Annotated in this window: 25 protein-coding genes and 3 tRNA genes; 13 read left to right on the forward strand and 15 right to left on the reverse strand. The window is 59.9% G+C overall.

Annotated features, from left to right (window positions below):
• The 3 genes from AC07V9_RS00030 to AC07V9_RS00040 form a co-directional block, all read right to left on the reverse strand.
• Positions 1-76, reverse strand: a tRNA-Glu gene (locus AC07V9_RS00030).
• Between the two features lie 102 nt (positions 77-178).
• Positions 179-254, reverse strand: a tRNA-Gly gene (locus AC07V9_RS00035).
• 4 nt (positions 255-258) lie between these two features.
• Positions 259-334 (reverse strand) — tRNA-Glu (locus AC07V9_RS00040).
• 264 nt (positions 335-598) lie between these two features.
• Between AC07V9_RS00040 and AC07V9_RS00045 the strand changes: the two genes are divergently transcribed.
• Complete coding sequence (locus AC07V9_RS00045; RefSeq protein WP_495013664.1) at positions 599-1,372, forward strand: hypothetical protein; 774 nt, start codon at positions 599-601, stop codon at positions 1,370-1,372.
• A 202-nt stretch (positions 1,373-1,574) separates the two neighbouring features.
• Here the strand turns inward: AC07V9_RS00045 and AC07V9_RS00050 are convergent, their stop codons facing one another.
• Together AC07V9_RS00050 and AC07V9_RS00055 are read right to left on the reverse strand one after the other, a co-directional pair.
• Positions 1,575-2,057, reverse strand: a complete 483-nt coding sequence (locus AC07V9_RS00050) for a GAF domain-containing protein (RefSeq protein WP_495013665.1) — start codon at positions 2,055-2,057, stop codon at positions 1,575-1,577.
• Complete coding sequence (locus tag AC07V9_RS00055) at positions 2,054-2,947, reverse strand: ATP-binding protein (protein ID WP_495013666.1); 894 nt, start codon at positions 2,945-2,947, stop codon at positions 2,054-2,056. The genes AC07V9_RS00050 and AC07V9_RS00055 overlap by 4 nt, the downstream gene beginning before the upstream one ends.
• Before the next feature lie 102 nt (positions 2,948-3,049).
• Between AC07V9_RS00055 and AC07V9_RS00060 the strand changes: the two genes are divergently transcribed.
• Positions 3,050-5,371 carry a hybrid sensor histidine kinase/response regulator gene (locus AC07V9_RS00060; protein ID WP_495013667.1) on the forward strand — a complete coding sequence of 774 codons (2,322 nt, stop codon included), beginning with the start codon at positions 3,050-3,052 and terminating at the stop codon, positions 5,369-5,371.
• A 173-nt stretch (positions 5,372-5,544) separates the two neighbouring features.
• Here AC07V9_RS00060 and AC07V9_RS00065 read toward each other — a convergent pair whose 3' ends face one another.
• The gene (locus tag AC07V9_RS00065) at positions 5,545-6,030 is read right to left on the reverse strand and encodes a glutathione peroxidase (protein ID WP_495013668.1); all 486 of its coding nucleotides are present in this window, start codon (positions 6,028-6,030) and stop codon (positions 5,545-5,547) included.
• An 86-nt stretch (positions 6,031-6,116) separates the two neighbouring features.
• Positions 6,117-6,515: a peptide-methionine (R)-S-oxide reductase MsrB gene (gene msrB, locus AC07V9_RS00070; RefSeq protein ID WP_495013669.1), complete on the reverse strand. Its 399-nt coding sequence runs from the start codon at positions 6,513-6,515 to the stop codon at positions 6,117-6,119.
• Between the two features lie 191 nt (positions 6,516-6,706).
• Here msrB and AC07V9_RS00075 point away from each other — a divergent pair, with 191 nt between their 5' ends.
• Entirely contained in the window at positions 6,707-7,918 is a 1,212-nt protein-coding gene (locus tag AC07V9_RS00075; protein WP_495013670.1) for a pyridoxal phosphate-dependent aminotransferase, read from the forward strand.
• Between the two features lie 284 nt (positions 7,919-8,202).
• Positions 8,203-9,090, forward strand: coding sequence for a protease HtpX (gene htpX, locus AC07V9_RS00080; RefSeq protein ID WP_495013671.1), 888 nt, complete (start codon positions 8,203-8,205; stop codon positions 9,088-9,090).
• Positions 9,091-9,293: 203 nt separating this feature from the next.
• Here htpX and AC07V9_RS00085 read toward each other — a convergent pair whose 3' ends face one another.
• Positions 9,294-9,950, reverse strand: coding sequence for a thiopurine S-methyltransferase (locus AC07V9_RS00085; protein WP_495013672.1), 657 nt, complete (start codon positions 9,948-9,950; stop codon positions 9,294-9,296).
• A 105-nt stretch (positions 9,951-10,055) separates the two neighbouring features.
• Between AC07V9_RS00085 and AC07V9_RS00090 the strand changes: the two genes are divergently transcribed.
• Positions 10,056-10,823: a DODA-type extradiol aromatic ring-opening family dioxygenase gene (locus tag AC07V9_RS00090; protein WP_495013673.1), complete on the forward strand. Its 768-nt coding sequence runs from the start codon at positions 10,056-10,058 to the stop codon at positions 10,821-10,823.
• A gap of 255 nt (positions 10,824-11,078) precedes the next feature.
• Here AC07V9_RS00090 and AC07V9_RS00095 read toward each other — a convergent pair whose 3' ends face one another.
• Together AC07V9_RS00095 and AC07V9_RS00100 are read right to left on the reverse strand one after the other, a co-directional pair.
• Positions 11,079-12,755 carry a DEAD/DEAH box helicase gene (locus tag AC07V9_RS00095; RefSeq protein WP_495013674.1) on the reverse strand — a complete coding sequence of 559 codons (1,677 nt, stop codon included), beginning with the start codon at positions 12,753-12,755 and terminating at the stop codon, positions 11,079-11,081.
• A 384-nt stretch (positions 12,756-13,139) separates the two neighbouring features.
• Positions 13,140-13,895 carry a spermidine synthase gene (locus AC07V9_RS00100; protein WP_495013675.1) on the reverse strand — a complete coding sequence of 252 codons (756 nt, stop codon included), beginning with the start codon at positions 13,893-13,895 and terminating at the stop codon, positions 13,140-13,142.
• Positions 13,896-14,161: 266 nt separating this feature from the next.
• Here AC07V9_RS00100 and AC07V9_RS00105 point away from each other — a divergent pair, with 266 nt between their 5' ends.
• Positions 14,162-15,508, forward strand: coding sequence for a class II 3-deoxy-7-phosphoheptulonate synthase (locus AC07V9_RS00105; protein WP_495013676.1), 1,347 nt, complete (start codon positions 14,162-14,164; stop codon positions 15,506-15,508).
• A 180-nt stretch (positions 15,509-15,688) separates the two neighbouring features.
• On the opposite strand, the gene AC07V9_RS00110 is transcribed toward AC07V9_RS00105, so the two are convergent.
• Together AC07V9_RS00110 and AC07V9_RS00115 are read right to left on the reverse strand one after the other, a co-directional pair.
• Positions 15,689-16,936 (reverse strand): winged helix-turn-helix domain-containing protein, encoded by a 1,248-nt coding sequence (locus tag AC07V9_RS00110; RefSeq protein WP_495013677.1) that lies wholly within the window; start codon positions 16,934-16,936, stop codon positions 15,689-15,691.
• A 59-nt stretch (positions 16,937-16,995) separates the two neighbouring features.
• Positions 16,996-17,229 (reverse strand): DUF1127 domain-containing protein, encoded by a 234-nt coding sequence (locus tag AC07V9_RS00115; RefSeq protein WP_495014106.1) that lies wholly within the window; start codon positions 17,227-17,229, stop codon positions 16,996-16,998.
• 98 nt (positions 17,230-17,327) lie between these two features.
• On the opposite strand from AC07V9_RS00115, the gene AC07V9_RS00120 reads away from it, so the two are divergent.
• Positions 17,328-18,182, forward strand: a complete 855-nt coding sequence (locus AC07V9_RS00120) for a LysR substrate-binding domain-containing protein (protein WP_495014107.1) — start codon at positions 17,328-17,330, stop codon at positions 18,180-18,182.
• 18 nt (positions 18,183-18,200) lie between these two features.
• On the opposite strand, the gene AC07V9_RS00125 is transcribed toward AC07V9_RS00120, so the two are convergent.
• The gene (locus tag AC07V9_RS00125; RefSeq protein WP_495014108.1) at positions 18,201-18,932 is read right to left on the reverse strand and encodes a sulfite exporter TauE/SafE family protein; all 732 of its coding nucleotides are present in this window, start codon (positions 18,930-18,932) and stop codon (positions 18,201-18,203) included.
• Positions 18,933-19,199: 267 nt separating this feature from the next.
• Here AC07V9_RS00125 and AC07V9_RS00130 point away from each other — a divergent pair, with 267 nt between their 5' ends.
• From AC07V9_RS00130 to AC07V9_RS00140, 3 genes are all read left to right on the forward strand, one after another.
• Positions 19,200-19,673: a MarR family winged helix-turn-helix transcriptional regulator gene (locus tag AC07V9_RS00130; protein ID WP_495013678.1), complete on the forward strand. Its 474-nt coding sequence runs from the start codon at positions 19,200-19,202 to the stop codon at positions 19,671-19,673.
• Between the two features lie 265 nt (positions 19,674-19,938).
• Positions 19,939-20,358 (forward strand): organic hydroperoxide resistance protein, encoded by a 420-nt coding sequence (locus AC07V9_RS00135; protein ID WP_495013679.1) that lies wholly within the window; start codon positions 19,939-19,941, stop codon positions 20,356-20,358.
• A gap of 25 nt (positions 20,359-20,383) precedes the next feature.
• Positions 20,384-21,403 (forward strand): alpha/beta hydrolase, encoded by a 1,020-nt coding sequence (locus AC07V9_RS00140; protein WP_495013680.1) that lies wholly within the window; start codon positions 20,384-20,386, stop codon positions 21,401-21,403.
• A 124-nt stretch (positions 21,404-21,527) separates the two neighbouring features.
• On the opposite strand, the gene efp is transcribed toward AC07V9_RS00140, so the two are convergent.
• Together efp and earP are read right to left on the reverse strand one after the other, a co-directional pair.
• Complete coding sequence (gene efp / locus AC07V9_RS00145; RefSeq protein WP_495013681.1) at positions 21,528-22,097, reverse strand: elongation factor P; 570 nt, start codon at positions 22,095-22,097, stop codon at positions 21,528-21,530.
• A gap of 87 nt (positions 22,098-22,184) precedes the next feature.
• Positions 22,185-23,318, reverse strand: coding sequence for an elongation factor P maturation arginine rhamnosyltransferase EarP (gene earP, locus AC07V9_RS00150; protein WP_495013682.1), 1,134 nt, complete (start codon positions 23,316-23,318; stop codon positions 22,185-22,187).
• A 115-nt stretch (positions 23,319-23,433) separates the two neighbouring features.
• Here earP and AC07V9_RS00155 point away from each other — a divergent pair, with 115 nt between their 5' ends.
• The 3 genes from AC07V9_RS00155 (at position 23,434) to AC07V9_RS00165 (ending at position 24,665) form a co-directional block, all read left to right on the forward strand.
• Positions 23,434-23,829, forward strand: coding sequence for a hypothetical protein (locus AC07V9_RS00155; RefSeq protein ID WP_495013683.1), 396 nt, complete (start codon positions 23,434-23,436; stop codon positions 23,827-23,829).
• 25 nt (positions 23,830-23,854) lie between these two features.
• On the forward strand, positions 23,855-24,337 hold the full coding sequence (locus tag AC07V9_RS00160) for a GreA/GreB family elongation factor (protein WP_495013684.1): 483 nt from the start codon (positions 23,855-23,857) through the stop codon (positions 24,335-24,337).
• Positions 24,338-24,458: 121 nt separating this feature from the next.
• Complete coding sequence (locus AC07V9_RS00165) at positions 24,459-24,665, forward strand: hypothetical protein (RefSeq protein ID WP_495013685.1); 207 nt, start codon at positions 24,459-24,461, stop codon at positions 24,663-24,665.
• Positions 24,666-24,718 lie beyond the last annotated feature (53 nt).

A 24,718-nucleotide genomic window follows, 5' to 3' on the forward strand; every position in this document is an offset into this window, starting at 1 on the left:
TGGCGTCCCCTAGGGGACTCGAACCCCTGTTACCGCCGTGAAAGGGCGGTGTCCTAGGCCACTAGACGAAGGGGACACTGCCTGAAACACCATGGTTGAGTGTTTCAGTTCCAGACTCACATCCAAAGATGTGTTCTGGTTTCACTCAGCTTCGCCCTGGAGCAAAGCTGCTTAAAATTGGAGCGGGAAACGAGACTCGAACTCGCGACCCCGACCTTGGCAAGGTCGTGCTCTACCAACTGAGCTATTCCCGCAATATGGCGTCCCCTAGGGGACTCGAACCCCTGTTACCGCCGTGAAAGGGCGGTGTCCTAGGCCACTAGACGAAGGGGACACGCTACAACATTCACTCCCTGCTACGCTTCGCTGTGTGCTTTACGCTGCAAGTGGCGCGCATTCTATGGATGGTTGGAAGGGTCGTCAACCCCCCAATGAAAATTTATTCAAATCAATGACTTCGCCCTCTTCTTCGGTAATGGTCGGCCGATACAGAAGTAGGGGCAGGTATCTCTATTAATAGACACGCCGATGACTAGCCTTCCCGCGATAGTGCATAGCCACTACACTCGGCGCACATAACTTGATCGAGGCTTGTACGGTGACACCACTCATTATCACCCTGATGGTTGTAGCAGGCATCGTACTCCTCGTTGCCATCGGCTACCTGAACCACGTCGCCGAAGCTAAAAAGGTAGAACGTGCCCGCACGCTCGTCGAACTCAATGACCGTCTGCGTCGCTGCAGCGAGTTGTCAGAAACCTTCCCCGGCCAGCTGATGAGCCCGACGCTGAAGCTGTTGCTGGTGCGCCTTGAGCTGAACGTGGTCAAGCGCCTGATCGCGTTGGAAAGAAGAAACAACCCCGGCATCCAGGAGCGCGAGACTGAACTTGAAGCGCTGGTCGCTCAAGGCGACAACATCAAGATCAGCAACCCGGTCAGCCCCATCCAGACCGAGGCCAAGGCCAAGGATGTGCGCTTCCTGTTGGAAGCGATGCACGGTCAGGTGACGCGTGCGGCCCATGACGGTTTCCTGCAGACCGCCGAAGCCAAGCACTGGATTCGCGAGATTCGCAATATGCTGGTGCTGCTGCACATCGAGTTCTTCAACAACCTGGGCCAGCAGGCGTTGAATCAGGATCAGCCCGGTCAGGCGCGTCTTGCCTTCGAGCGCGGCGTTCAATATCTGAAGAACCAGCCGGAACCTGCGCCGTGGAAAACCCACCTGCAGGCGATGGAGCGTCAGTTGGCGCGGGTCAACGCGATGGTGCTGGACCAGATTGCACCGACCGAAGACGACAACAACGAGCTGACCGCAGGTTTGAAAGCAGACGACGCCGAAGCCGAATGGAAGAAGAAGGCCATCTACGACTGATGGCCCGGAGGGCCTCGCGAATCGGTGTCCTCTCAGCCAGCCTCGCACTTCGCGGCGACTGTGGACTTCTGTGGGAGCGAATTCATTCGCGATTGGCCCGTGCATTCGACAGATCTTTATCGGCCGTACGATCGCATCGCGAATGAATTCGCTCCCACAGTTGAATCTGCGCCTGGCCCCAAACCAGGCCCGTCCCTCAATCTCAGCAGTCAGTGGCCTTCAGAAAAATCGCCGCCAACGTTTCAATCCCCACCTGATCCGCCTCGCTGAAACGCGCCAGACTCGGGCTGTCCAGGTCCAGCACACCAATCAGACGCCCATCCTTGACCAACGGTACGACCAGCTCGCTGTTGGACGCGCTGTCGCAGGCGATATGCCCCGGGAACTCATGCACATCCAGCACGCGCTGAGTCTCCCGGCTTTGCGCCGCCGCGCCGCAAACACCCTTGCCGAACGGAATTCGCACGCAGGCGATCTGGCCCTGAAACGGCCCTAGCACGAGTTCCTCATTGCGATTGAGGTAGAAACCTGCCCAGTTGAGGTCGTCCAGCTGGGTATAAAGGAAGGCCGAGAACTGCGCGGCGTTGGCGATCAAATCGCGCTCGTCCGCCAGCAGGGACTCAAGCTGTGCGGCGAGCAGTGTGTAGCCTTCGAGGCCCTGCCCTGCTGCATTCAAATCGATCATGGGTGTTGCTCCAGCATTTTCAAACCGACCCAATAACGGGCGAACTGATAGGCGCAGCGGCCGTTGCGGTTGCCACGGCCGGTGGCCCAGCGCACGGCCAGGATGTCGAACTCGCCATCACGCTGCCACGAAAGGCCAGCCTTGCCCGCCAGCTCGCCGACCCAATGCTCCACCACGTCCAGGTAATGCTCCTGGGTGAAGGGATAAAAGGACAGCCACAGGCCAAAGCGATCGGACAGGGCAATCTTGTCCTCAACCGCTTCGCTCGGGTGAATCTCGCCGTCGTCGCCACGCTGCCAGTGAGCGTTGTCGCTCTCCTTCTCTGGCACCAGGTGACGTCGGTTGGAGGTGGCGTACAGCAGCACGTTGTCCGGAGCCTGCTCCAGCGAGCCGTCGAGTACGCTTTTGAGCACGCGATAATCGCCTTCGCCGGATTCAAACGACAGGTCGTCGCAAAACAGCACGAAACGCTGCGGCAGCTTCTGCAGCTGCTCGACCACCCGCGGCAGATCGCCCAGGTGATCGCGCTCGATCTCGATCAGACGCAGGCCGGCCTTGGCGTGCTCGGCCAGCAACGCGCGAACCAGCGACGATTTGCCGGTGCCGCGCGAGCCCCACAGCAGCGCATGGTTGGCAGGCAGGCCGTCGATGAACTGCTGGGTGTTGCGACCCAGTTGCGCGCGCTGATGATCGACCCCGATCAGATCGGACAGGCGCATGTCCAGGGTCACCTCAAGAGGCATCAGGTAACCCACGCGACCTTCGCGCACCCAGCGTGCGGCCAGGGACTTTTCCCAATCCACCGGCGCACGTACGGCCGGCAGAAGAGGCTCGAGTCGCGCCAGAACCGATTCGGCGCGTTCCAGAAATGCGTTCAACCGAGAGTCCACGATGTCTCCTTGATTTAACGGGTTAAAGCCGTTGAGCGATCAGCTATGCTTGATCCGCGACGGACACGCGATGTGCAAGTGCCCTTTGGATCAAGCGCCCTTATGGATATACCAATCACCCATCGACTGTCGTTCAAACAGGCCCGTTTGACCGTTTTGATCGGCTTCCTGTTGGGAACCCTGTCCAGCCTGTTTCAAATTGCGCTCGATTATGCCAGCGAAGACGCGTCCATCGATCGTGAAATTCGCTCTTTGCTGCAAATCAGTCACAACCCGGCCTCGCGCATCGCCTATAACATCGACGCCGAGCTTGCCCAGGAACTGACCTCCGGCCTGCTGCACTCCCCCGCGGTGATCGGCGTGCGTCTGGTCGACAATAACGATGTGCTGCTGGCTGCGGTCTCACGCCCACCGGCACAAAGCCCGTACCGGATGCTCAGCGACTCGCTGTTCGGCAAGAGCCGTCAGTTCGAAGACGTTCTTCACCTTGAGCACATGCCCAACGAGACCATCGGCACGCTGCACGTGGACGTTGACACTTTCGCCTTTGGCAGCCACTTCCTGCAGCGCGCGGAGATCACCCTGCTCAACGGTTTCATCCGCAGCCTGATCTTCGCCTGTATTCTGCTGGGCCTGTTTTATCTGACCCTGACCAAGCCCCTGACCGGCGTGATCCGAGCGCTGGCCAACCGCGACACGCGCAGCCCCGATCAGGTGCCGCTGGACTGTCCACGAGGTCACAGCCGGGATGAGATCGGTGTGCTGGTGCAGGTGACCAATCAACAGTTCGAGAATGTCGCCTCCGAGTTCGGTCGCCGCCAGGATGCAGAAAACCGTCTGACCGATCACCTCAATGAGCTGGAAAACGTCGTCTCTGCCCGCACCCAAGAGCTCAAGGCCAGCAACGCGCGGCTCAGCCAGTCCAATGAAGAGCTGCAGATCGCCCGCAGCACCGCGCTGGACATGGCCCATGCGCGTTCAGCGTTTCTGGCGCACATGAGCCATGAAATCCGCACGCCGTTGAACGGTTTGCTGGGCATGCTGGCACTGTCTCTGGACGGCCCGCTGAGCGCCGAGCAACGCCAGCAACTGTCGATCGCCCACGACTCGGGCAAAGTGTTGGTGGAGCTGCTCAACGATATTCTCGACCTGTCGAAATTCGACGCCGGGCAGCTGGAGCTCGAGCGCATTGCGTTCGACCTTGGCACCCTCATCGAAGACACCGCCAACCTGCTGTCGCAGAACGCCGCGCCCAGTGTCGAGCTGACTTGCCTGATCGAGCCGACGTTTCCCGCACTGGTGCTGGGCGACCCGACCCGGGTGCGGCAGATCGTCAGCAACCTGCTGTCCAACGCGCTGAAATTCACCCGTGCCGGGCGCGTCGACATTCGCTTGAGTCAGCATCAGGACAAGGTGCGTATCGAGGTCTGCGACACCGGCATCGGCATCGCGCAGGACGCCCAAGCGAAAATCTTCGAACCTTTCACCCAGGCCGAAGCCGCCATCACCCGCCAATACGGCGGCACCGGGCTGGGGCTGACACTGACGCACAACTTGTGCGAAGCCATGAACGGCCAACTGAAGATTGAATCGACCCCCGGCGTGGGCAGTCGCTTTTACGCCGACCTGCCCCTGCCCGCCCACACCCCGGCGCCCGCCTGGCCGCTGCTCAAGGGGCGGGTAGTGGTGGTCAGCGCCAAAGGCAGCGGGCTGACCGAACTGCTGAGCAGGCTGCTGCCGGAATGGGGCATCGATTATCGGCATTTTTCCGCCAACGCCCCTCAAGCGGATGTGCAGCCCGATCTGCTGATCACCGACTGCCCCGAATGCCTGGTTGGCCTGCGCCCTGCCATGGGCATCCCGATTCTGCTGGTAACCGCCTACGGCAATTTCATGCCCGCCGATCAGGTCGTGGCGCTGGCACCGTTGCAGCAGCAGGCCCGGCCGTTGTCGCGCAGCGTTCTGCATCAGGCCCTGACCCGCATCCTGCAGATCGATGGCTCGCCTGTTGGCGATCGCCCGTCCGCTCAGCTGCCTGTGGCTCATCGCGCGCGGATTCTGCTGGTCGAAGACAACCCCGTGAACCAGTTGGTGGCCAGGGGCATGCTCAGCAAGCTGGGGTGTGAGGTGGTGGTCAGCAGCCATGGTGGCGAAGCGCTGCAACAGCTGGAGCGCAGCCGGTTCGACCTGGTGCTGATGGACTGCAATATGCCGGTAATGAACGGCTATGAAGCCACCCGGCTCATTCGCCAGAGCGACAAATGGGCCGACCTGCCGATCATCGCCCTGACCGCCAACGCCATGCCCGAAGAACGCGAACACTGCCGCAATGCAGGGATGAATGACTATCTGGCCAAGCCGTTTCATCGGGAAGAGCTGATCACGGTGCTCGATCAGTGGGTTCCGGTGGTTCAGGAGCATTGAAACTGTATGCCGAGCCACGCAATGCGGCGCACGACAAATCTGTGGGAGTGAGCTTGCTCACGAAGGCTGGCGTGCAGCCGATGAAGACGTCTTGGCTGTACCAGCGTTTTCGTGAGCAAGCTCACTCCCACAGGTCATCTTGCGCCATCAGGCTACCGGTCACAGCGGTGCTGCTATTTAAGCAGCGCTTCAATATCCGATTTCAATTCTTCAGGCTTGGTCAACGGCGCATAGCGCTTGACCAGCTTGCCGTCTCGACCGACGAGAAACTTGGTGAAGTTCCACTTGATGCGTTCCGACCCCAGCAAACCCGGTGCCTGTTTCTTCAATTGCACGAACAGCGGATGGGCATCGCTGCCATTCACATCGATCTTCTTGAACAGCGGAAAGCTCACCCCGTAATTCAGCTCGCAGAACTCGGAAATCGCACCCTCATTGCCCGGCTCCTGCTTGCCGAACTGATTGCACGGAAAGCCCAGCACCACCAGCCCCTGATCCTTGTAACGCTGCCACAATTCCTCAAGGCCTTTGTACTGGGGCGTGAAGCCGCATTTACTGGCGGTATTGACCACCAGCACGGCCTTGCCAGCATAATCGGCGAGAGTCTTTTGCTCGCCCTTGATGGTCTGCACCGGGATATTCAGCAAACTTTCGCTCATGGCAACGCCTCGGGAAGAATCAAACCGCGAAATTAGCGCGCCAGTGATTGGCGCGCCATTCAATTATTAGGCGTGATATCACGGCATCAGGCTTCGCGAGGCACTAGGTCCAGGCACACGGAGTTGATGCAGTAACGCAAGCCGGTCGGCGGCGGACCGTCGGGGAACACATGACCCAGGTGCGCCTCGCATTTGGCGCAGACCACTTCGGTGCGAATCATCCCATGACTGACATCGCGCACTTCCACCACCGCGCTGCCTTCGATCGGCGCATAGAAGCTGGGCCAGCCGCAACCCGAATCGAACTTGGTGGTGGAGTCGAACAACGCCTCGTTGCAGCACACGCAGTGGTAAACGCCATCGGTCTTGGTGCTGTTGTATTTGCCGGTGAAGGGACGCTCGGTGGCCTTCAGGCGGCAGACGTTGTACTGCTCTGGGTCGAGCATCTGCTTCCATTCTTCGAGGGTTTTTTCCAGCTTTTCCACGGGTACACCTCCACAACTGAAAAAGCCCGATCTGTGTCTTTTCCACGGATCGGGTGGCACGTATGATTGCGCCTTCGTTTGACGCCAGTCTGTCACCGGCCTTACAGGCATACAAATTCATTTTGGTGGCGTTGTGCTTAGCGGTCCGCCTTCTCCATCCAGCGCGAACCCTTCTATTTGGGATCTAACACATGCAGTTCAGCAAATCGAACAAGCTCGCCAACGTCTGCTACGACATTCGCGGGCCCGTGCTCAAGCACGCCAAACGCCTGGAAGAGGAAGGCCATCGCATCCTCAAGCTGAACATCGGCAACCCGGCGCCATTTGGTTTCGAGGCGCCGGACGAAATACTGCAGGACGTGATCCGCAACCTGCCGACCGCTCAGGGCTACAGCGACTCCAAAGGCCTGTTCAGCGCGCGCAAGGCGGTGATGCAGTATTACCAGCAGAAGCAGGTCGAAGGTGTCGGCATCGAAGACATCTACCTGGGCAACGGCGTCTCCGAGCTGATCGTGATGTCCATGCAGGCGCTGCTGAACAACGGCGACGAAGTGCTGGTCCCGGCCCCCGACTATCCGCTGTGGACCGCCGCTGTTGCGCTGTCCGGCGGCAACCCGGTGCACTACCTGTGCGACGAACAGGCCAACTGGTGGCCTGACCTTGAAGACATCAAGGCCAAGATCACCCCGAACACCAAGGCCATGGTGATCATCAACCCGAACAACCCGACTGGCGCCGTCTACTCCAAAGAAGTGCTGCTGGGCATGCTGGAAATCGCTCGACAGCACAATCTGGTGGTGTTCTCCGATGAAATCTACGACAAGATCCTGTACGACGACGCCGTGCACATCTGCACCGCTTCGCTTGCGCCGGACCTGCTGTGCCTGACCTTCAACGGCCTGTCCAAGTCCTACCGCGTGGCGGGTTTCCGCTCCGGCTGGATCGCCATCTCGGGCCCGAAACACAATGCCCAGAGCTACATCGAAGGTATCGACATCCTGGCCAACATGCGCCTGTGCGCCAACGTGCCGAGCCAGCACGCGATCCAGACCGCGCTGGGCGGCTACCAGAGCATCAACGACCTGATACTGCCGCCGGGCCGCCTGCTCGAACAGCGCAACCGCACCTGGGAGCTGCTCAACGACATTCCCGGCGTCAGCTGCGTCAAGCCGATGGGCGCGCTGTACGCGTTCCCGCGCATCGACCCGAAGGTCTGCCCGATCCACAACGACGAAAAGTTCGCGCTGGACCTGCTGCTCTCCGAAAAGCTGCTGATCGTTCAGGGCACAGCGTTCAACTGGCCATGGCCGGACCACTTCCGCGTGGTCACCCTGCCGCGCGTCGACGATCTGGAAGCGGCCATTGGCCGGATCGGTAATTTCTTGAAGACGTATAAGCAGTAATGCTGCTCCTGTAGGAGCGCGCTTGCCCGCGATAGCGGTTTGTCTGTGAAGTAATGATCGCCTGACAGAGCGCAATCGCGGGCAAGCGCGCTCCTACAATCCATGTCGTCACAGTCGATCGCGCAACAATCGCTCTCCCCCTACTCTCTTGCCAACTGCCCATAATCGCGTTGGTGACGACAAACGACACAGTTTGAAATAGTCGCCCGGTTGAATAGCCACCGACATCACCTTATATACCCCGCAACACGTTACACATTCTTCACGAGGAGAAACTCCAGATCATGATGCGCATCTTGCTGTTTTTGGCCACTAACCTTGCGGTCGTGCTGATTGCCAGCATCACCTTGAGCCTTTTTGGCTTCAATGGGTTCATGGCGGCCAATGGGGTTGATCTCAACCTCAATCAGCTGCTGATCTTCTGCGCCGTCTTTGGTTTCGCCGGTTCGCTGTTCTCGCTGTTCATCTCCAAATGGATGGCGAAGATGAGTACCGGGACCGAAATCATCACCCAACCCCGCACCCGCCACGAACAATGGCTGCTGCAGACTGTCGAACAATTGTCCCGCGAGGCGGGTATCAAAATGCCGGAAGTCGGGATTTTCCCGGCCTACGAAGCGAACGCCTTCGCCACCGGCTGGAACAAGAACGACGCACTGGTGGCCGTCAGCCAAGGCCTGCTGGAGCGCTTCTCGCCTGAAGAGGTGAAAGCGGTACTGGCCCATGAAATCGGCCACGTGGCCAATGGCGACATGGTCACCCTGGCGCTGGTTCAGGGCGTTGTGAACACCTTCGTCATGTTCTTCGCCCGCATCATCGGCAACTTCGTCGACAAGGTGATCTTCAAAAACGAAGAAGGCCGCGGCATCGCCTTCTACATCGCAACGATCGTCGCCGAGCTCATCCTGGGCTTTTTGGCCAGCGCCATCGTCATGTGGTTCTCGCGCAGACGCGAATACCGCGCCGACGACGCCGGCGCCCGCCTGGCCGGTACCGGTGCGATGATCAGTGCCCTGCAGCGCCTGCGTTCGGAACAGGGCGTGCCAGTGCAAATGCCCGACAGCCTGACCGCCTTCGGCATCAACGGCGGTTTGAAGCACGGCCTGGCCGGCCTGTTCATGAGCCATCCGCCGCTGGAAGAACGCATCGAGGCCCTGCGCCGTCGCGGTTGATTACCTGGCAAAACAAAAAAGGGCGACGTCGGTCGCCCTTTTCTTTTGCCTTGAAAATCGTTCTACGACTGACGCAGAACGCCTGTGGGAGCGAATTCATTCGCGAGACGTCGGTACATCCGACACACCTCCTGTGCATGTACCTGCCTATTCGCGAATGAATTCGCTCCCACAGGGAAACCGCAGCGTCGTTGGCATCCGTTCTACCGCCGGAACAGCCGGTAGGCGTACTCCATCAAACGCGTCACGCCCGCCTGCCTGAACTTGGCGCTCTGCTCCAGTACATCCCACTCGCCGATCATCTTCACTCGCCACTCTGGGGACAGCAGTTGCTGCACCTCGTCTTCGTCCACCGAAAACGGCGGCCCATCGCTCTGCGTCTGATCGTAATCCAGGGTAATCAGCAGACCGCGCGAGTCCTGGGCCATGAGGCGATTGACCTGCTCGACATAACGCCAGCGCATGCCAGGCGGCAAGGCGACCATCGCGGCCCGGTCATACAACGCCGTGCAATGCCCTACATCCTTGGGCTTGAGCGCGAAGAAATCGCCACACCAGATCTCGACGTTCTTATGGGCGTACACCTTGAAAGCGCCACGGGTTTCGATCTCCGGCGAAACGCCGTTTTCACTGAACCAGGCCCGCACGGCCTTCTCGGAAAGCTCGGCCCCGATCACCTGCAGCCCTTGAGCAGCCAGCCAGTTGATGTCGATGGTCTTGCCGCACAGCGGCACCAACACCCGCTCGCCGCGCTTCACGTTCAGCTCCGGCCACAGATTTACAAGATAAGGATTCACCTCTGACTGATTGAAGCCAATCTGATTGATCGCCCAGCGCTCATGCCAAAACTGCGGCTCCATAAATGCTCCTGATATTTCGATCAAACGGCGCTAAAACTTATATTAGATTTGGATCAATGATCTGCCTGATCATGCCCCGTATCTTATACGCTCAGGACGCCCGACATGTTCCCCAGCCTGTTCATTTCTCATGGCTCTCCGATGCTCGCTCTGGAACCCGGCGAGAGTGGCCCGGCGCTGCAGCGTCTGGCAGCCGAACTGCCGCGCCCGAAGGCCATCGTGATGGTTTCTGCGCACTGGGAAAGCAACGAGCTGCTGGTTAACGGCAACCCGCAACCGGAAACCTGGCATGACTTCGGCGGCTTCCCCGCCGCGCTGTTCGCCGTGCAATACCCGGCTCCCGGCCTTCCCGACCTGACCCGTCACGTGATGGAGCTGCTGGCCGCTGCCAACCTGCCTTCGCGCATGGACAGCCGTCGCCCGTTCGACCATGGCATCTGGGTGCCGCTGTCGCTGATGTACCCACAGGCGGACATCCCGGTTGTGCAGGTGTCACTGCCTTCGCGCATGGGCCCTGAACTGCAGACCCGCGTCGGCGAAGCGCTGAAGAGCCTGCGCAATGAAGAAGTGCTGGTGATCGGTTCAGGCAGCATCACCCACAACCTGCGCGAACTGGACTGGCATGCGGGCCCGGAAAGCGTCGAGCCCTGGGCGCTGGTGTTCCGTGACTGGATGGTGGAAAAGCTGGCAGCCAACGATGAAGCCGTCCTGCACGACTACCGGCGTCAGGCGCCCAATGCGGTACGCAATCACCCGAGCGACGAGCATCTGCTGCCGCTGTATTTCGCACGGGGCGCAGGAGGTGAATTCAGCATCGCGCATCAGGGTTTCACCCTGGGGGCGTTGGGGATGGATATCTATCGTTTCGGATGACCAGCCGCTTTCCCTACCTCGGATTTCGCCGCTGACCACAATCCTGTGGGAGCGAATTCATTCGCGAGACGGCTTGATGTCCGATGAATCTCTGTCGGATGTACCGACGTCGCGCGAATGAATTCGCTCCCACAGGGTATTCATCCGGCAAAAATGCCCCGTCAACAGTCACCAAAGCGCTACCCCGAAACTCAGGCAAAAAAATCCCCGAACCAGTCGGGGATTTTTTTGTTCAGACCATCAGCTCAACGCCAATCAGTCTTCGCGATAACGACGCAGCTTCAGCTGCTTGCCGGCAACACGGGTGTCTTTCAGCTTGGCCAGCAGACGCTCGAGGCCATCTTCTGGCAGCTCGACGAGGCTGAAGCTGTCACGCACCTGAATGCGACCGATCGCTTCACGGGCCAGACCACCTTCGTTGAGGATAGCGCCCAGCAGGTTCTTGGCAGCGATACCGTCACGCGCACCCAGCGCGGTACGGCAACGAGCACGGCCTTCGCCCAGCGGCATTGGCGCACGACGCTCGCGGTCACCACGATCAGGACGGTCGCCCGATGGACGATCGGCGCGATCACCACGTGGCGCGTTGTTCGGCACCAGTGGACGCTCTTTCTCGATGGCTGCCAGGTTCAGCGCCTGACCGTTGGTAGCCTTGCGCAGCAGGGCTGCGGCCAGGGCACGCGGGCTGCAACCGATGTCGGCAGTCAGACGATCCAGCAGTTCGCCATGGCTTGCTTCGGCGTCAGCCACCAGCGGCGCGAGGCTGTTGGTCAGCTTTTTGATGCGGGCGTCGAGAACGGCTTGCGAGTCCGGCAGGCGAACCTCGGCAACTTTCTGACCGGTTACACGCTCAATCACTTGCAGCATGCGGCGCTCACGCGGCGTCACCAGCAGCAGCGCACGGCCTTCGCGACCGGCACGACCGGTACGGCCGATACGGTGAACGTAGGATTCAGGGTCGTACGGCATGTCGACGTTGAACACGTGAGTGATGCGCGGAACGTCCAGACCACGGGCAGCGACGTCGGTCGCGACAACGATGTCCAGACGGCCATCCTTGAGCGAGTCGATGACGCGCTCACGCTGGTTCTGGGCGATGTCGCCGTTCAGCGCAGCGGCCTTGTAGCCTTTGGCTTCCAGGGCGCTGGCCAGATCCAGAGTGGCTTGCTTGGTGCGCACGAACATGATCAGGGCGTCGAAATCTTCGACTTCCAGCAGGCTCAGAACGGCAGAGGTCTTCTGGTCAGCGTGAACCAGCAGGTGAGCCTGCTCGATCGCGGTAACGGTCTGGGTCTTGCTCTGGATCTTGACGTGTTTCGGGTCTTTGAGGTGACGCTCGGCGATCGCACGGATCGACTGCGGCAGGGTCGCCGAGAACAGTACGGTCTGACGGCTTTCAGGCATGGCGTTGAAGATGACTTCCAGGTCATCCATGAAGCCAAGCTTGAGCATTTCGTCAGCTTCGTCCAGCACCAGGTGGTTCACGGTGGCCAGGACTTTTTCGTCACGACGCAGGTGGTCGCACAGACGGCCTGGCGTTGCGACAACGATTTGAGCGCCATTGCGGATGGCTTTCAGCTGTGGGCCCATCGGCGCACCGCCGTAGACAGCCACAACGGTCACGCCCGGCATTTGCTTGGCGTAGGTTTCGAACGCGGTGGCCACTTGCAGGGCCAGCTCACGAGTCGGCGCGAGGATCAGCGCTTGCGGCTCGCGTTTTGCCGGGTCGATGCGATTCAGGATTGGCAGTGCGAAGGCCGCGGTTTTACCGGTACCTGTCTGCGCCTGACCGATCATGTCGTGACCGGCAAGGATAATCGGGATCGATTGCTGCTGAATGGCCGAAGGCTCTTCGTAGCCGGTAGCGATAACGGCTGCAACAATATTCGGATGAAGGTCGAGAGCGGCGAAGCCGCCGGTTTCCTGGGTCATGGGTCTGCCTCTGAGTGCATCCGCAAAGACCCATGCTTCAAAGCTGCGCGTGCCGTGTAAGACCCTGAGGTCACCCTGGCTGCTTTGTCGGCGGGGATTTGCGAAAACGTATTGATGAATGGATCGTCAAGGATAGTTCGTATGAGAACCGGTCTACGAAGAAAGGCTTCGCAGACCCATGCCATGACGACGGCCCTATGAAAGGCCGGCGCGCACTATACCGGAATTGCCAAAGAAAGTGAGTATTTTTTTCACACATTAAGCACTTTGCATCAGCCCTACTCAGATGCCGCGCAGCCCCCCGTGATGTGATCATCCGTTTGAAGCCCGGCCCTGCTGGCCTTGGCACTTAAACGATTAACCCGATTCACCGTCAAGGCGCAATCAGGTAGCCGGGCGAACCGCCTTGATCAGTGACAGCAGCGAATAGCCCAGCTGCGGCGCAAGGGCTTCGGCGCGCGCAGTCAACGCGTCGATGTCCAGGGTCTGGTCAAGATCGGCCGGGACCATGAGGATCACGTTGCCCTCCTTGACCGGCAACTCCCAGTAATGACGGTGGTACAGGCCACGCAACAGCGCCGCGCCCAACGGCTTGCCATCGTCGGACGCCCACTGGTTGATAATCAGCCAGCCGCCCGGGTTGAGCCGCTGCTGGCATTGCTCCAGGAAACCCCAGGCCAGATGCCCGACCGCAGGGCCGGTGTCGGTATAGAGGTCGACGAAGATCAGGTCCGCGTTTTCGGCCGTGGGCAGCAACGCCAGCGCATCGCCGACGCGTATATAAAGGCGTGGATCGTCCGCCAGGCCCATGTATTCCATGGCCAGCCGCGGCACGTCGGGGCGCAGTTCAATGGCCTCGACATCGTCCAGCGGCAGAAACTTCAGGCATGCCTGGGTCAGCGTGCCGGCCCCAAGGCCCATGAACAGCGCGCTTTCCGGCGCCTCATGACACAGCGCACCAATCAGCATGGCGCGGGTGTAGTCGTATTCCAGCCAGCTTGGGTCAGCGGTGAAGGTGCAGCTCTGCTCGATGGCGTCGCCGAACTCCAGGAAGCGGTAATCCTCCACTTCCAGCACGCGGATCATGCCGAAGTCATCGTGAACTTCAGCCAGCACGCGCTCTACACGCTCCTCGGTCATTGCAGTTCTCTTGCTAGAAGCCAAAGTGATCGGGACACCCTGTGGGAGCGAATTCATTCGCCAGAGGACGGCCAAGCCGACACCTCTCTGTCACCTGTCAGTTCTATCGCGAATAAATTCGCTCCTACAGAAGTCGGCAGCGATGCCCATACATCACGTCGCGCAGGAAGCGGCGGATTGTCGACGATGGACCCCCCGCAGGTCACGCAAATTATCGGGACGAACTGCTACCATGGCCGTCCGATCGCCCTGATTTCGAGTAGAACATGAGCCAACCCTGGAGCCCCGACAGCTGGCGGACCCTGCCTATCCAGCAACAACCCCAGTACCCCGACGCCAAGCATGTGCTGCGTGTGGAGCAGACCCTGGCCAGTTATCCGCCGCTGGTGTTCGCCGGTGAGGCCCGCGAGCTGCGTCGCCAGTTTGCCGAGGTCACCGAGGGTCGCGCGTTCCTGTTGCAGGGGGGCGATTGCGCCGAAAGCTTCTTCGAATTCTCGGCGGCGAAAATCCGCGACACCTTCAAGGTGTTGCTGCAAATGGCGATCGTCATGACCTTTGCCGCAGGCTGCCCGGTGGTCAAGGTCGGGCGCATGGCAGGTCAGTTCGCCAAGCCTCGTTCGTCAAATGACGAGACCATCGATGGCGTGACCCTGCCTGCCTATCGCGGCGACATCATCAATGGCATCGGCTTCGATGAAAAGAGCCGCGTGCCCGACCCGGATCGCCTGTTGCAGGCCTATCACCAGTCCACCGCGACGCTGAACCTTTTGCGCGCGTTCGCCCAAGGCGGTTTTGCCGACCTGCACCAAGTGCATCAGTGGAACCTGGATTTCATCGCCAGCTCCGCGCTGTCCGACAAGTACAGCCAGCTCGCCAATCGCATCGATGAAACCCTCGCATTCATGCGCGCCTGTGGCATGGACACCTCGCCGCAATTGCGCGAAACCAGCTTTTTCACCGCCCATGAAGCGCTGCTGCTCAATTACGAAGAAGCCTTCGTGCGTCGCGACAGCCTGACCAACGATTTCTACGATTGCTCGGCGCACATGCTGTGGATCGGTGATCGCACCCGTCAGTTGGACGGCGCTCATGTGGAATTTCTGCGCGGGGTGAAGAACCCGATTGGCGTGAAGGTCGGCCCGAGCATGAACACCGACGACCTGATTCGCCTGATCGACATCCTCAACCCGGACAACGACCCAGGCCGCCTGAACCTGATCGCGCGCATGGGCGCCAACAAGGTCGGCGATCACCTGCCCGGCTTGATTCGTGCGGTGGAGCGCGAGGGCAAGAAGGTGCTGTGGAGCTCCGACCCGATGCACGGCAATACCATCAAAGCCAGCAGCGGCTACAAGACCCGCGACTTCGCGCAGATCCTTGGTGAGGTGAAGCAGTTCTTCCAGGTGCATCAGGCCGAAGGCACCTACGCAGGCGGCATCCACATCGAAATGACCGGGCAGAACGTCACCGAATGCATCGGCGGCGCGCGTCCGATTACCGAAGATGGTTTGTCGGACCGTTACCACACTCACTGTGATCCACGGATGAATGCCGACCAATCGCTGGAGCTGGCGTTCTTGATTGCCGAGACGTTGAAGCAGGTGCGCCGCTAAAGGGGTGTGACGGCTCGGCGAATGTACACAACTCCTGTAGGAGCTACCGGAGCTGTGCGACAGTGGCGAATGCGGTGGGTCAGGTAACACATCTGCAGCTGACCCACCGCTTTCGCTGCCGTCGTAACCTCCGACGTCTCCTACAGGTTTTTGTGGTGTTCGTGAGGGGGCGTACGTCAATCAAAGGTGCTGATATCCGGCACTGACAAACGCCACCCGCAAGCGCGCCGCGCTGGCGCGCTGACAGTTGATCAATACCTCCGGTAACCCGAGCCAGTCCGCCAGCCGCCTCAGGTTGGCTGCCAGTGCAAACATCCCCTCTTCATCCAGCCCCGGTTCTTCCTCATGAACCGCGTGCACCGCCAGCCTTCCCGCCGCACGCTCGGCGCGCAGATCGACACGCGCAGCGATGCGTTCGTTGTGCAGAAACGGCAGCACGTAATAGCCGTACACCCGCTTGTGTGCCGGGGTGTAGATCTCCAGCCGATAGTGAAATTCGAACAGCCGCTCAGTGCGTGCCCGCTCCCAGATCAGCGAGTCAAAGGGCGACAACAAAGCGCTGGCCGTGACCTTTTTCGGCACCTTGAAATCAGGCAGCACATACGCAGGCTGTTTCCAGCCCTTGACCTGAACCGCCTCGATGGCGCCTTCCTCCATCAATTCAGCCAGCCCCGCCCTGGCAGGTGCGGGGTCCTGACGAAAATAATCGCGGATGTCCTTTTCGGTGCCGACGCCCAGCGCCTTGACCGCATGCAGAAGCAAACCGCGCTGGGCATCCGCTTCGCTCAACGGCGGGTGATTGATGATTGACGACGGCAGCACACGCTCAGGCAAATCGTAGAGACGCTCGAAGCCGCGACGCCCGGCCACGGTCACCTCACCCGCCGCAAACAGCCATTCCAGCGCATGCTTTTCTTCGCTCCAATCCCACCAGGGGCCGGCGCGCTCCTGACGCGTAGTCAGACTGCCCGCGCCAAGCGCGCCCTGATCTCGCACAGCCTGCAACACGCGAGCGATGGTGGCCTGCTGCTCGCGACCGAATTTGGCCATCTGTTGATAGATACCCTTGCCCTGAGACGCGCGCTGCATGCGCCAGCGCATCAGCGGGTACAACTCGACCGGCAGCAACGACGCCTCGTGACCCCAGTATTCGAAGAGTTTTCGCTGTCGGCCCTGGCTCCATGCCGCCTGATCCAGCAGCTTCTGCGAGTAGTTGCCCAGGCGCGAATACAGCGGCAGGTAGTGCGAACGCACCAGCGCGTTGACCGAATCGATCTGCAGCACACCGAGGCGCTCGATCAATTGCGTGACGTGACGAGAGGTGATCGTCGCAGGCGGCTGGCGGCCATTGAAGCCTTGGACCGACAGCGCCAGGCGACGGGCTTGCTTGAGGGACAGCGAGTGTTGAATCGGCAGTTCTGCAGGCATTCAGGACCTCCTGGTCGATCTGCAAAACTACCCGATCCCGCTGATCATTTGTACACCCATCAATGCTTCATCGGATCATCCCAGAATGGCCGCTCGGCCTCTTCGAGCACATCGGCCCGCGACAGACCAATGTCCTTCAACGCATCGTCACTCAGGCTCGCCAACAGCGCGCGCTCCCGGTGCAGCCTGCGCCACCGGGCGATCTGCAGCGTCACGGCGTGCCAGGCGCGTTCGATCAACGAATCGTGGGACAGGGTTTTCAGTACCAGCACATAACCTTTTTGACCTTTCATCATCTTGCCCTCCAAGTGGGGATGGCTAGATTCTCTGCCCGGGATTAAGATCAATCCAACGAATGTTTCTGATGCACTGCATCTGGGAGATTGATGCGATGACCACCTACCCGAGTATCGACAGTGAGCTGCTGCGCACCTTTGTCGCGATCGCTGATCAGGGCGGTTTCACCAAAGCCGGCGAAGTGGTCAACCGCACGCAGTCGGCGGTCAGCATGCAGATGAAGCGGCTGGAAGATGACGTGGTGCAGCGACCGCTGTTTCAGAAAGACGGCCGCGTGCTGAACCTCACGGCCGAAGGCCAGGTGCTATTGGGTTACGCGCGGCGCATCCTCAAACTGCACAGCGAGGTCTTCAACACACTGCGCGAGCCGCACATGATCGGCACGGTCAAGATCGGCACCCCGGACGATTACGTCATGCGCTTTCTGCCGGGCATCCTGTCGCGCTTCGCTCAGGCCTATCCGCTGATTCAGGTGGAGGTGCATTGCGAGTCATCGGCGCAGCTGCTGCAGCGTCAGGACCTTGACCTGAGCATCGTCACTCGCGAGCCGGGCAAGGAGATCGGGCAGATCTTGCGTCAGGAGCGTTTCGTCTGGGCCGAGGCCGCCGGCTTCTGCCCCCATGAACAAAACCCTATTCCGCTGGCGATGTTCAATAGCGACTGTTTCTGCCGGTTGTGGGCGAGCAATGCGCTGGATGCGGCGGGCCGTGAATACCGCGTCGCCTACACCAGTGCCAGCCTGTCGGCGATCATGGCGGTGGTCAGCGCCGGCCTTGCAGTGACGGCGCAGCTGCAGAGCCTGATCACTTCCGATTTGCGAGTGCTTGGCGAGACCGAGGGGTTGCCGCAACTGCCATCGGCGAGCATCGTGCTGCTGCGCAACCCGAACAATCCCTCGCCGATCACCGAGTGCCTGGCCGATCACATCGCAGAGGGTTTCAAACTGTGAATGGGGTGCTCAGCAGCCTCACACCCTGAAGCACAGCATGATCGCGCACAGCACCAGAAAGACGCAGAACAGCGAACGCAGCAGACGCTCAGGCAGGCTATGAGCCAGCGCAACGCCCCAACTGATACTCGCCAAACCACCGATGGCCAACGGGATGCCCATCAGCCAGTTCACATGACCGTGAAAGGCGTAAGTGGTCAGGGTGATCACCGTGGCAGGGGCCGCCAGCGCCAGCGCCAAGCCCTGGGCTACAACTTGCGTCGCGCCAAAAACGCCGGTCAGGATCGGCGTCGCGATCACCCCGCCGCCCACGCCAAACATGCCCGCCGTCACACCGGAACCCACCCCCAGCACCCACAGCCATTTGCTGTGACGCAGCTGCGCGTCAGCATTGCCTTTGCGCCAGTACATCTGGATCAGGTTGAACAACGTCAGTATGAGGAGAAAACCCACGAAGCCGACGCGCATACTCTGGGCATCAATGCGCACGGCCCACAGCGATGTCAGCCACGACACGAAAAAGCTCGGCCCGATCAGCATCATCGCGTTGCGCACGGAAATCCGATTGCGCTGGTTGTAGCGCCACAGCGCCAGCAGCACGTTGGGCAGCACCATCAGCAGCGCAGTGCCCTGGGCCAATTGCTGATCCAGGCCGAACAGCACGCCAAGCGCGGGAATCGCCACCAGCCCGCCGCCAATGCCGAACAGGCCACCCAAAGTGCCCATGGCCGCGCCCAGCAGCAGGTACATCAACACATCGACAATCACGTTCGGTCCTCTGGATGAATTCAGCGCGCATGCTACGCAGGAAGACGTGTCGGGGAAATCGGCAGGCGGCCGTTAACATCAACGAAGTGTGGTGAGTAGGTTCACGAAACGTGGTTTTACGAGCGCTGAGGGCGTTTCCTACGCTGTTGATAGAGAAATCCCCTGCAACCGATTACCGAAATTATCTGGTGCATTAAAGATCATGGCACTAAATTAGCGATCACTATGGATTCACCGAGGACCCTTTCAATGAACGCCGACGAAAGCTTCACCACGGCTGGCGCTGGCAGTTGCGACGAGTTGCGGCTGGACAACCAGCTGTGTTTTGCCCTGTATTCCACGTCTCTAATGATGACGAAGGTGTACAAGCCGCTGCTTTTAGAGCTGAAGCTGACCTACCCGCAGTATTTGGCCATGCTCGTGCTGTGGGAACGCGACGGGCTGACCGTAGGAGAAGTCAGCACACGCCTGCTGACCGATCCCGGCTCATTGACACCTTTGCTCAAGCGCCTAGAAACCGAGGGCCTGATCCGCCGCACCCGCAGCAAGGAAGACGAGCGCGTCGTGCTGCTGACCCTGACCGACCAAGGTAAGGCACTGCACAAAAAGGCTCAGAGCATTCCGCACTGCATCCTTGCGGCCAGCGGGATCAGCCTGGAGCAACTGAAAGCGTTGCAGCAAGATTTGCTCAGCTTGCGCGGGAATCTGCACGACAGCCTGTAATCACCGCCCCCCGCCCTTCAAGGCCAGCCACCGTGCTGGCCTTTTTTGCCCCGAAGCTGCGAACAAACGCCATCTCAGTTGAAATTTTAATTACTTTAGAATCAATAGGTTGACTTTAGAGAGAGGACAAATCTCAAATTTTTTCAAAAATTATCTTGCGCGCCAAACATTAGAGCAATACATTTCATCTCAATTGCTTAGCGCACAAAACTTTAGCGCTAAACACAACCGGCTTCAGGCCAACATCATCAAGTGAGGAAATATCATGCAAGCTCTCTATACCGCAGTCGCAACCGCAACCGGTGGCCGTGATGGCCGTGCTGTTTCCAGCGACAAGATTCTCGACGTGAAACTGGCGACCCCGAAAGCACTGGGCGGCGCCGGTGGTGAAGCTACCAACCCTGAGCAACTGTTCGCTGCCGGCTACTCGGCTTGCTTCATCGGCGCGCTGAAATTCGTTGCCGGTCAGAGCAAACGCAGCATCCCGGCTGACGCCTCGATCACGGCCCACGTCGGCATCGGCCAGATCCCTGGCGGTTTCGGTCTGGACATCGACCTGAACATCAACCTGCCAGGTCTGGATCAGGCCGACGCTCAAGCACTGGTCGACGCAGCCCACCAGGTCTGCCCGTACTCCAACGCCACCCGCGGCAACGTTGACGTCCGTCTGCACGTGACCGTCTAACTCAACCGCCGCTTCGGAGATGACCATGAACACATTCGGCAAGATTCTGGCTGGCTCGCTCCTCGCTCTGTCCATCGGCAACGCCTTCGCGGCGACCGACACGGGCGTGGAGCACAACACTCAAGCGTTTCTCGATGCCCTGAACTCGGGCACCGGCAAGCCGATCGAGCAGCTTTCGCCCAAGGACGCCCGCGCCGTACTGACCGGTGCGCAAGCAGGGGTCAAGCTGACTCTGCCCAAAGCCGATGTCAGCCAGAAGACCATCACGGTCGACGGCCAGAACATCAGCCTGACCATCGTGCGTCCGGCGGGCGTCAAGGGCACCTTGCCTGTGTTCATGTACTTCCACGGCGGCGGCTGGGTGCTGGGCGACTACCCGACCCACGAGCGTCTGGTGCGTGATCTGGTCGAGGGTTCCGGTGCGGTGGCGGTGTTCGTCAACTACACCCCCTCGCCTGAAGCGCACTACCCGACGGCGATCAACCAGGCCTACGCAGCGACCCAATGGGTGGCTGAACACGGCAAGGAAATCAACGTCGACGGCAAGCGTCTGGCGGTGGCGGGCAACAGCGTCGGCGGCAACATGGCGGCGGTCGTCAGCCTGATGGCCAAAGACAAAGGCACCCCGGCGATTCGTTACCAGGTGCTGCTGTGGCCGGTGACCGACGCCAACTTCGATACCGGTTCCTACGAGCAGTTTGCCGAGGGGCACTTCCTCACGCGCAACATGATGAAGTGGTTCTGGGACAACTACACCACCGATCCGAAACAACGCGCCGAGATCTATGCCTCACCGCTGCGCGCCACGACTGATCAGCTCAAAGGCCTGCCGCCCGCACTGGTGCAGACCGCCGGAGCCGACGTGTTGCGTGACGAAGGCGAAGCCTACGCTCGCAAGCTGGATCAGGCCGGTGTGCCGGTGACTGCGGTTCGCTACAACGGCATGATTCACGACTACGGGTTGCTCAACGTGGTCAGCCAGGTGCCGGAAGTGCGCTCGGCGATGTTGCAGGCGTCGCAGGAATTGAAGGTTCACCTGAAGTAATCCGCGCCCATCCCCGGCATTGGAGGCAGGATCATGAACTGGTAACCGGATAAAACCGCCGCCCACAAAAAAGCCCGACTCGATGGTCGGGCTTTTTCGTGTCCAGCGTTACAAAAAGCAGTGCTTATTTAGCACGACCTTTGTAGGAACCGCCTTCACGGGTATCGATTTCGATCATGTCGCCGATTTCGATGAAGTCAGCAACGCTCAGCTCGGTGCCGTTTTTCAGCTTGGCTGGTTTCATGACCTTGCCCGACGTGTCGCCGCGAGCGGAACCTTCGGTGTAATCGACCTGACGCACGATGGTGGTCGGCAGTTCTACGGAAACCAGACGGCCTTCGAAGAAAACGGCTTCGCAGACGTCGGTCATGCCTTCTTCGATGAACGGCAGAACGGCTTCAATGTCTTCGGCGTTCAGCTCGTACATGGTGTAGTCGGTGGTGTCCATGAACGTGTAGGAGTCACCGCTGATGAAGGACAGGGTGGCTTCTTTACGGTCCAGGATCACGTCTTCCAGCTTGTCGTCAGCACTGTAAACAGTTTCGGTCTTGTAGCCGGTCAGCAGGTTTTTCAGCTTGGTCTTCATGATCGCGCTGTTACGGCCCGACTTGGTGAATTCAGCTTTCTGAACCAGCCAAGGATCGTTGTCGATCTTGATCACGGTACCGGGTTTAAGCTCTTTGCCAGTTTTCATTACGAATATCCGAATTTGGATTGAAGTTCTTTCTAAGCCCTGTACGAAAAGCCACTTTTCGTACAGGGCTTACTACAAGGGCGCGTATCATAGCCAATTCCGGTGAAACTGTACCAGCGCAGTCGTCAGATCGTCTTGCAAGGCCTGTTCCAGACACCAGCGCTCAGCGTGCGCCGCGAGTTCGCTGCGGTATTTTTCCAGCGCCGCCCAGCTCTGGGTCATGTCCTGCCCGGCGCTCCAGTTGCGCCAGACTTCGGTCAGCGCCTGCCCTGCTTGCTCGCCAAGCCCCACCAGATACAACTCCAGAAACGCATCGAGCTTGGCCCAGTGCGCGTCGTCATCCTGCTGGTAGATGTGCCAGATCATCGGCCGGCCGGCCCATTGCGCCCGCACGAACGAGTCTTCGCCACGCACCACGTTGAACGCGCAGCACCACAACAAGCGGTCGTAATCATCCTGACGCACGAACGGCAGCACCTGGACCGTCAGATTGTCGTGCACGTGCAAAGCGCCCGCCTTGAGGCCTTCGGCACCCAGCCAGCGCTCGACATCGCCAATGATTCGCCCTTCCGGCACCAGCAAATGCGTGACCTGCTCGTCCTGGGCCAGCGCATCCAGCCACGACCCCAGCCCCGCGTGCTCGTAAGCAAACAGCGAAATCAGGCGTGCGCCGGGCTGTGGATGAATGCCCAGCTCGGCGAGGAAGGCCTGCTGAGCGGCCGGGTCCTGCTCGAATACGTGACGCCGATCGATCAACCCCGCTTCGCGCAACAGACCGCCGGTGGTGGGCCGAAACCCCGGAAAGAAAAAGAATTTCTGAATGCCGCTGGACTGCAGCGATGGCAGCCCGTGGCAGCCCGTGACCCATTCTTCGGCACTGAGGTAATCCAGATTCAGCCACAACGGTTTGGGCTGGCGAGCTTTCATCGCCTCGATCTGCGTCGCCGGCAGATGACAGCCGAACGCCTCGATCACCACGTCGGCGGGCTCGACCGGTTGCCAGTCTTTTGCCCAGAAGCGCACGTCAACGCCGTCCCGCCGTTGCTGCTCGGCCTTTGCATCTGCGCCCGGGCACAAGCGGGCGAACGCCGCCAGGTCATCGATCCACAGGCGCACGTTCATGCCGTGCTCGGCAACCAGCTGTCGGGCCAGACGAAAGGTCACGCCGACGTCGCCAAAGTTATCCACAACGGTACAGAAAATATCCCAAGAGGCTTTCATCCGGTCTCCCCTGAGGATGTTTAAAAAAACCGATTGTCCTTTATAACGACGCAGAATCACCAGTCCCGGTCGTGCGACAATCCGCGCACGTCCAACGCAAGGAAGGAAGTCTGCCATGTACGTCAACCATCGCGAATTGTCTGTCACGTTGCGCCCATTAAAGCTGGCGCTGTCGATCGCCGCCGGCATCTGGCTGGGCTTTCTGGCTGTCGTGCTCACGGCCTGGTTGATCTACAAGGCACTGCCACCGGAGCAGACCCAAGCCCTGAACAACGCGGCCACGCAGCTGACCACGCCTCCGGCCGCCAAGGTACAACCGGAGGGCGACAACCCGATGTTCGATCAGTACCGGCAGATCCTGCGCGACAGCGAAGCCCGTCAGGCGCAAGAGGCCGAACAGGCCGAACGCGCGCGCAGCTTCAACGGCCCCAAATGTCAGTTCTGGATGCAGCAGAACCAGACCGCCCCCAGCGAGAAAAGCCGCGCGGCGATTTATCAGTTCTGCGGCTGATGACTTTGACGAGACATTCGCTCACATGAACAAGCAACAGGTCCTGCAACGGATCATCGAGAGACTCGACGTCGATCTGGACATCGCCATTCGTGCCGCGCAAACCGCGTACGAAACCGCGACCCACGAAGAAAACATCGCCGAGAACAAATACGACACCCTGGGCCTGGAAGCTTCCTACCTTGCAGCTGGCCAGGCCCGACGGGTTGAAGAGATCCGGCTGTCACTGAACCTGTATCAGCACCTTGCGCTCAAGCCGTTCGACGAGGGGCGCGGCATCCAGTCGGGCGATCTGATTGCGCTGCAATCACCCAGCGGCGTCGAACAATGGCTGTTTCTGGGGCCGGATGCGGCGGGCCTGAAGGTGCACCTGAATGACACCCTGATCACCGTGATCACCCCTCGCGCCCCGCTGGGCCAGAATCTGCTCGGCAAGTTCGACGGCGATGAAGTCCAAATCAGCGTCAATGGCAGCCGGCAATCCTTTGAGGTCACGCACGTACTGTGATCCGTTGATCATTTGCAGGGTTGAAGGGCCCGACTTTTTGTGGGTAAGGTGCGCAGTCGCACGACAAAGGTGAACCCGGAATATGGAGCCGGGCACAAGGATTTAACCAAGGAGATATTTCATGACGAACGTCATCACTTTCCCTGACGCCCATGAACGTGATCGCCTCAAGTCCAGTGACCAACAAGGGTTGAGATACCTGAACAAGAAAGAGCGGCAACTGATCGACTGCCTGCGCATGACCAGCCACGCGGGCCGCCAATATGTGTACGACTACGCCAATATCATGCACCGTTCCAAGCCCCTGTATCCCGATCCCATGGATTGAAGGGGGCACGAGCGGTTCAGCGCAGGTTCAGTACAAAGGCACCGGGCACGGGC

The sequence above is a fragment of the Pseudomonas sp. GW821-FHT02A11 genome (genome assembly GCF_059421985.1).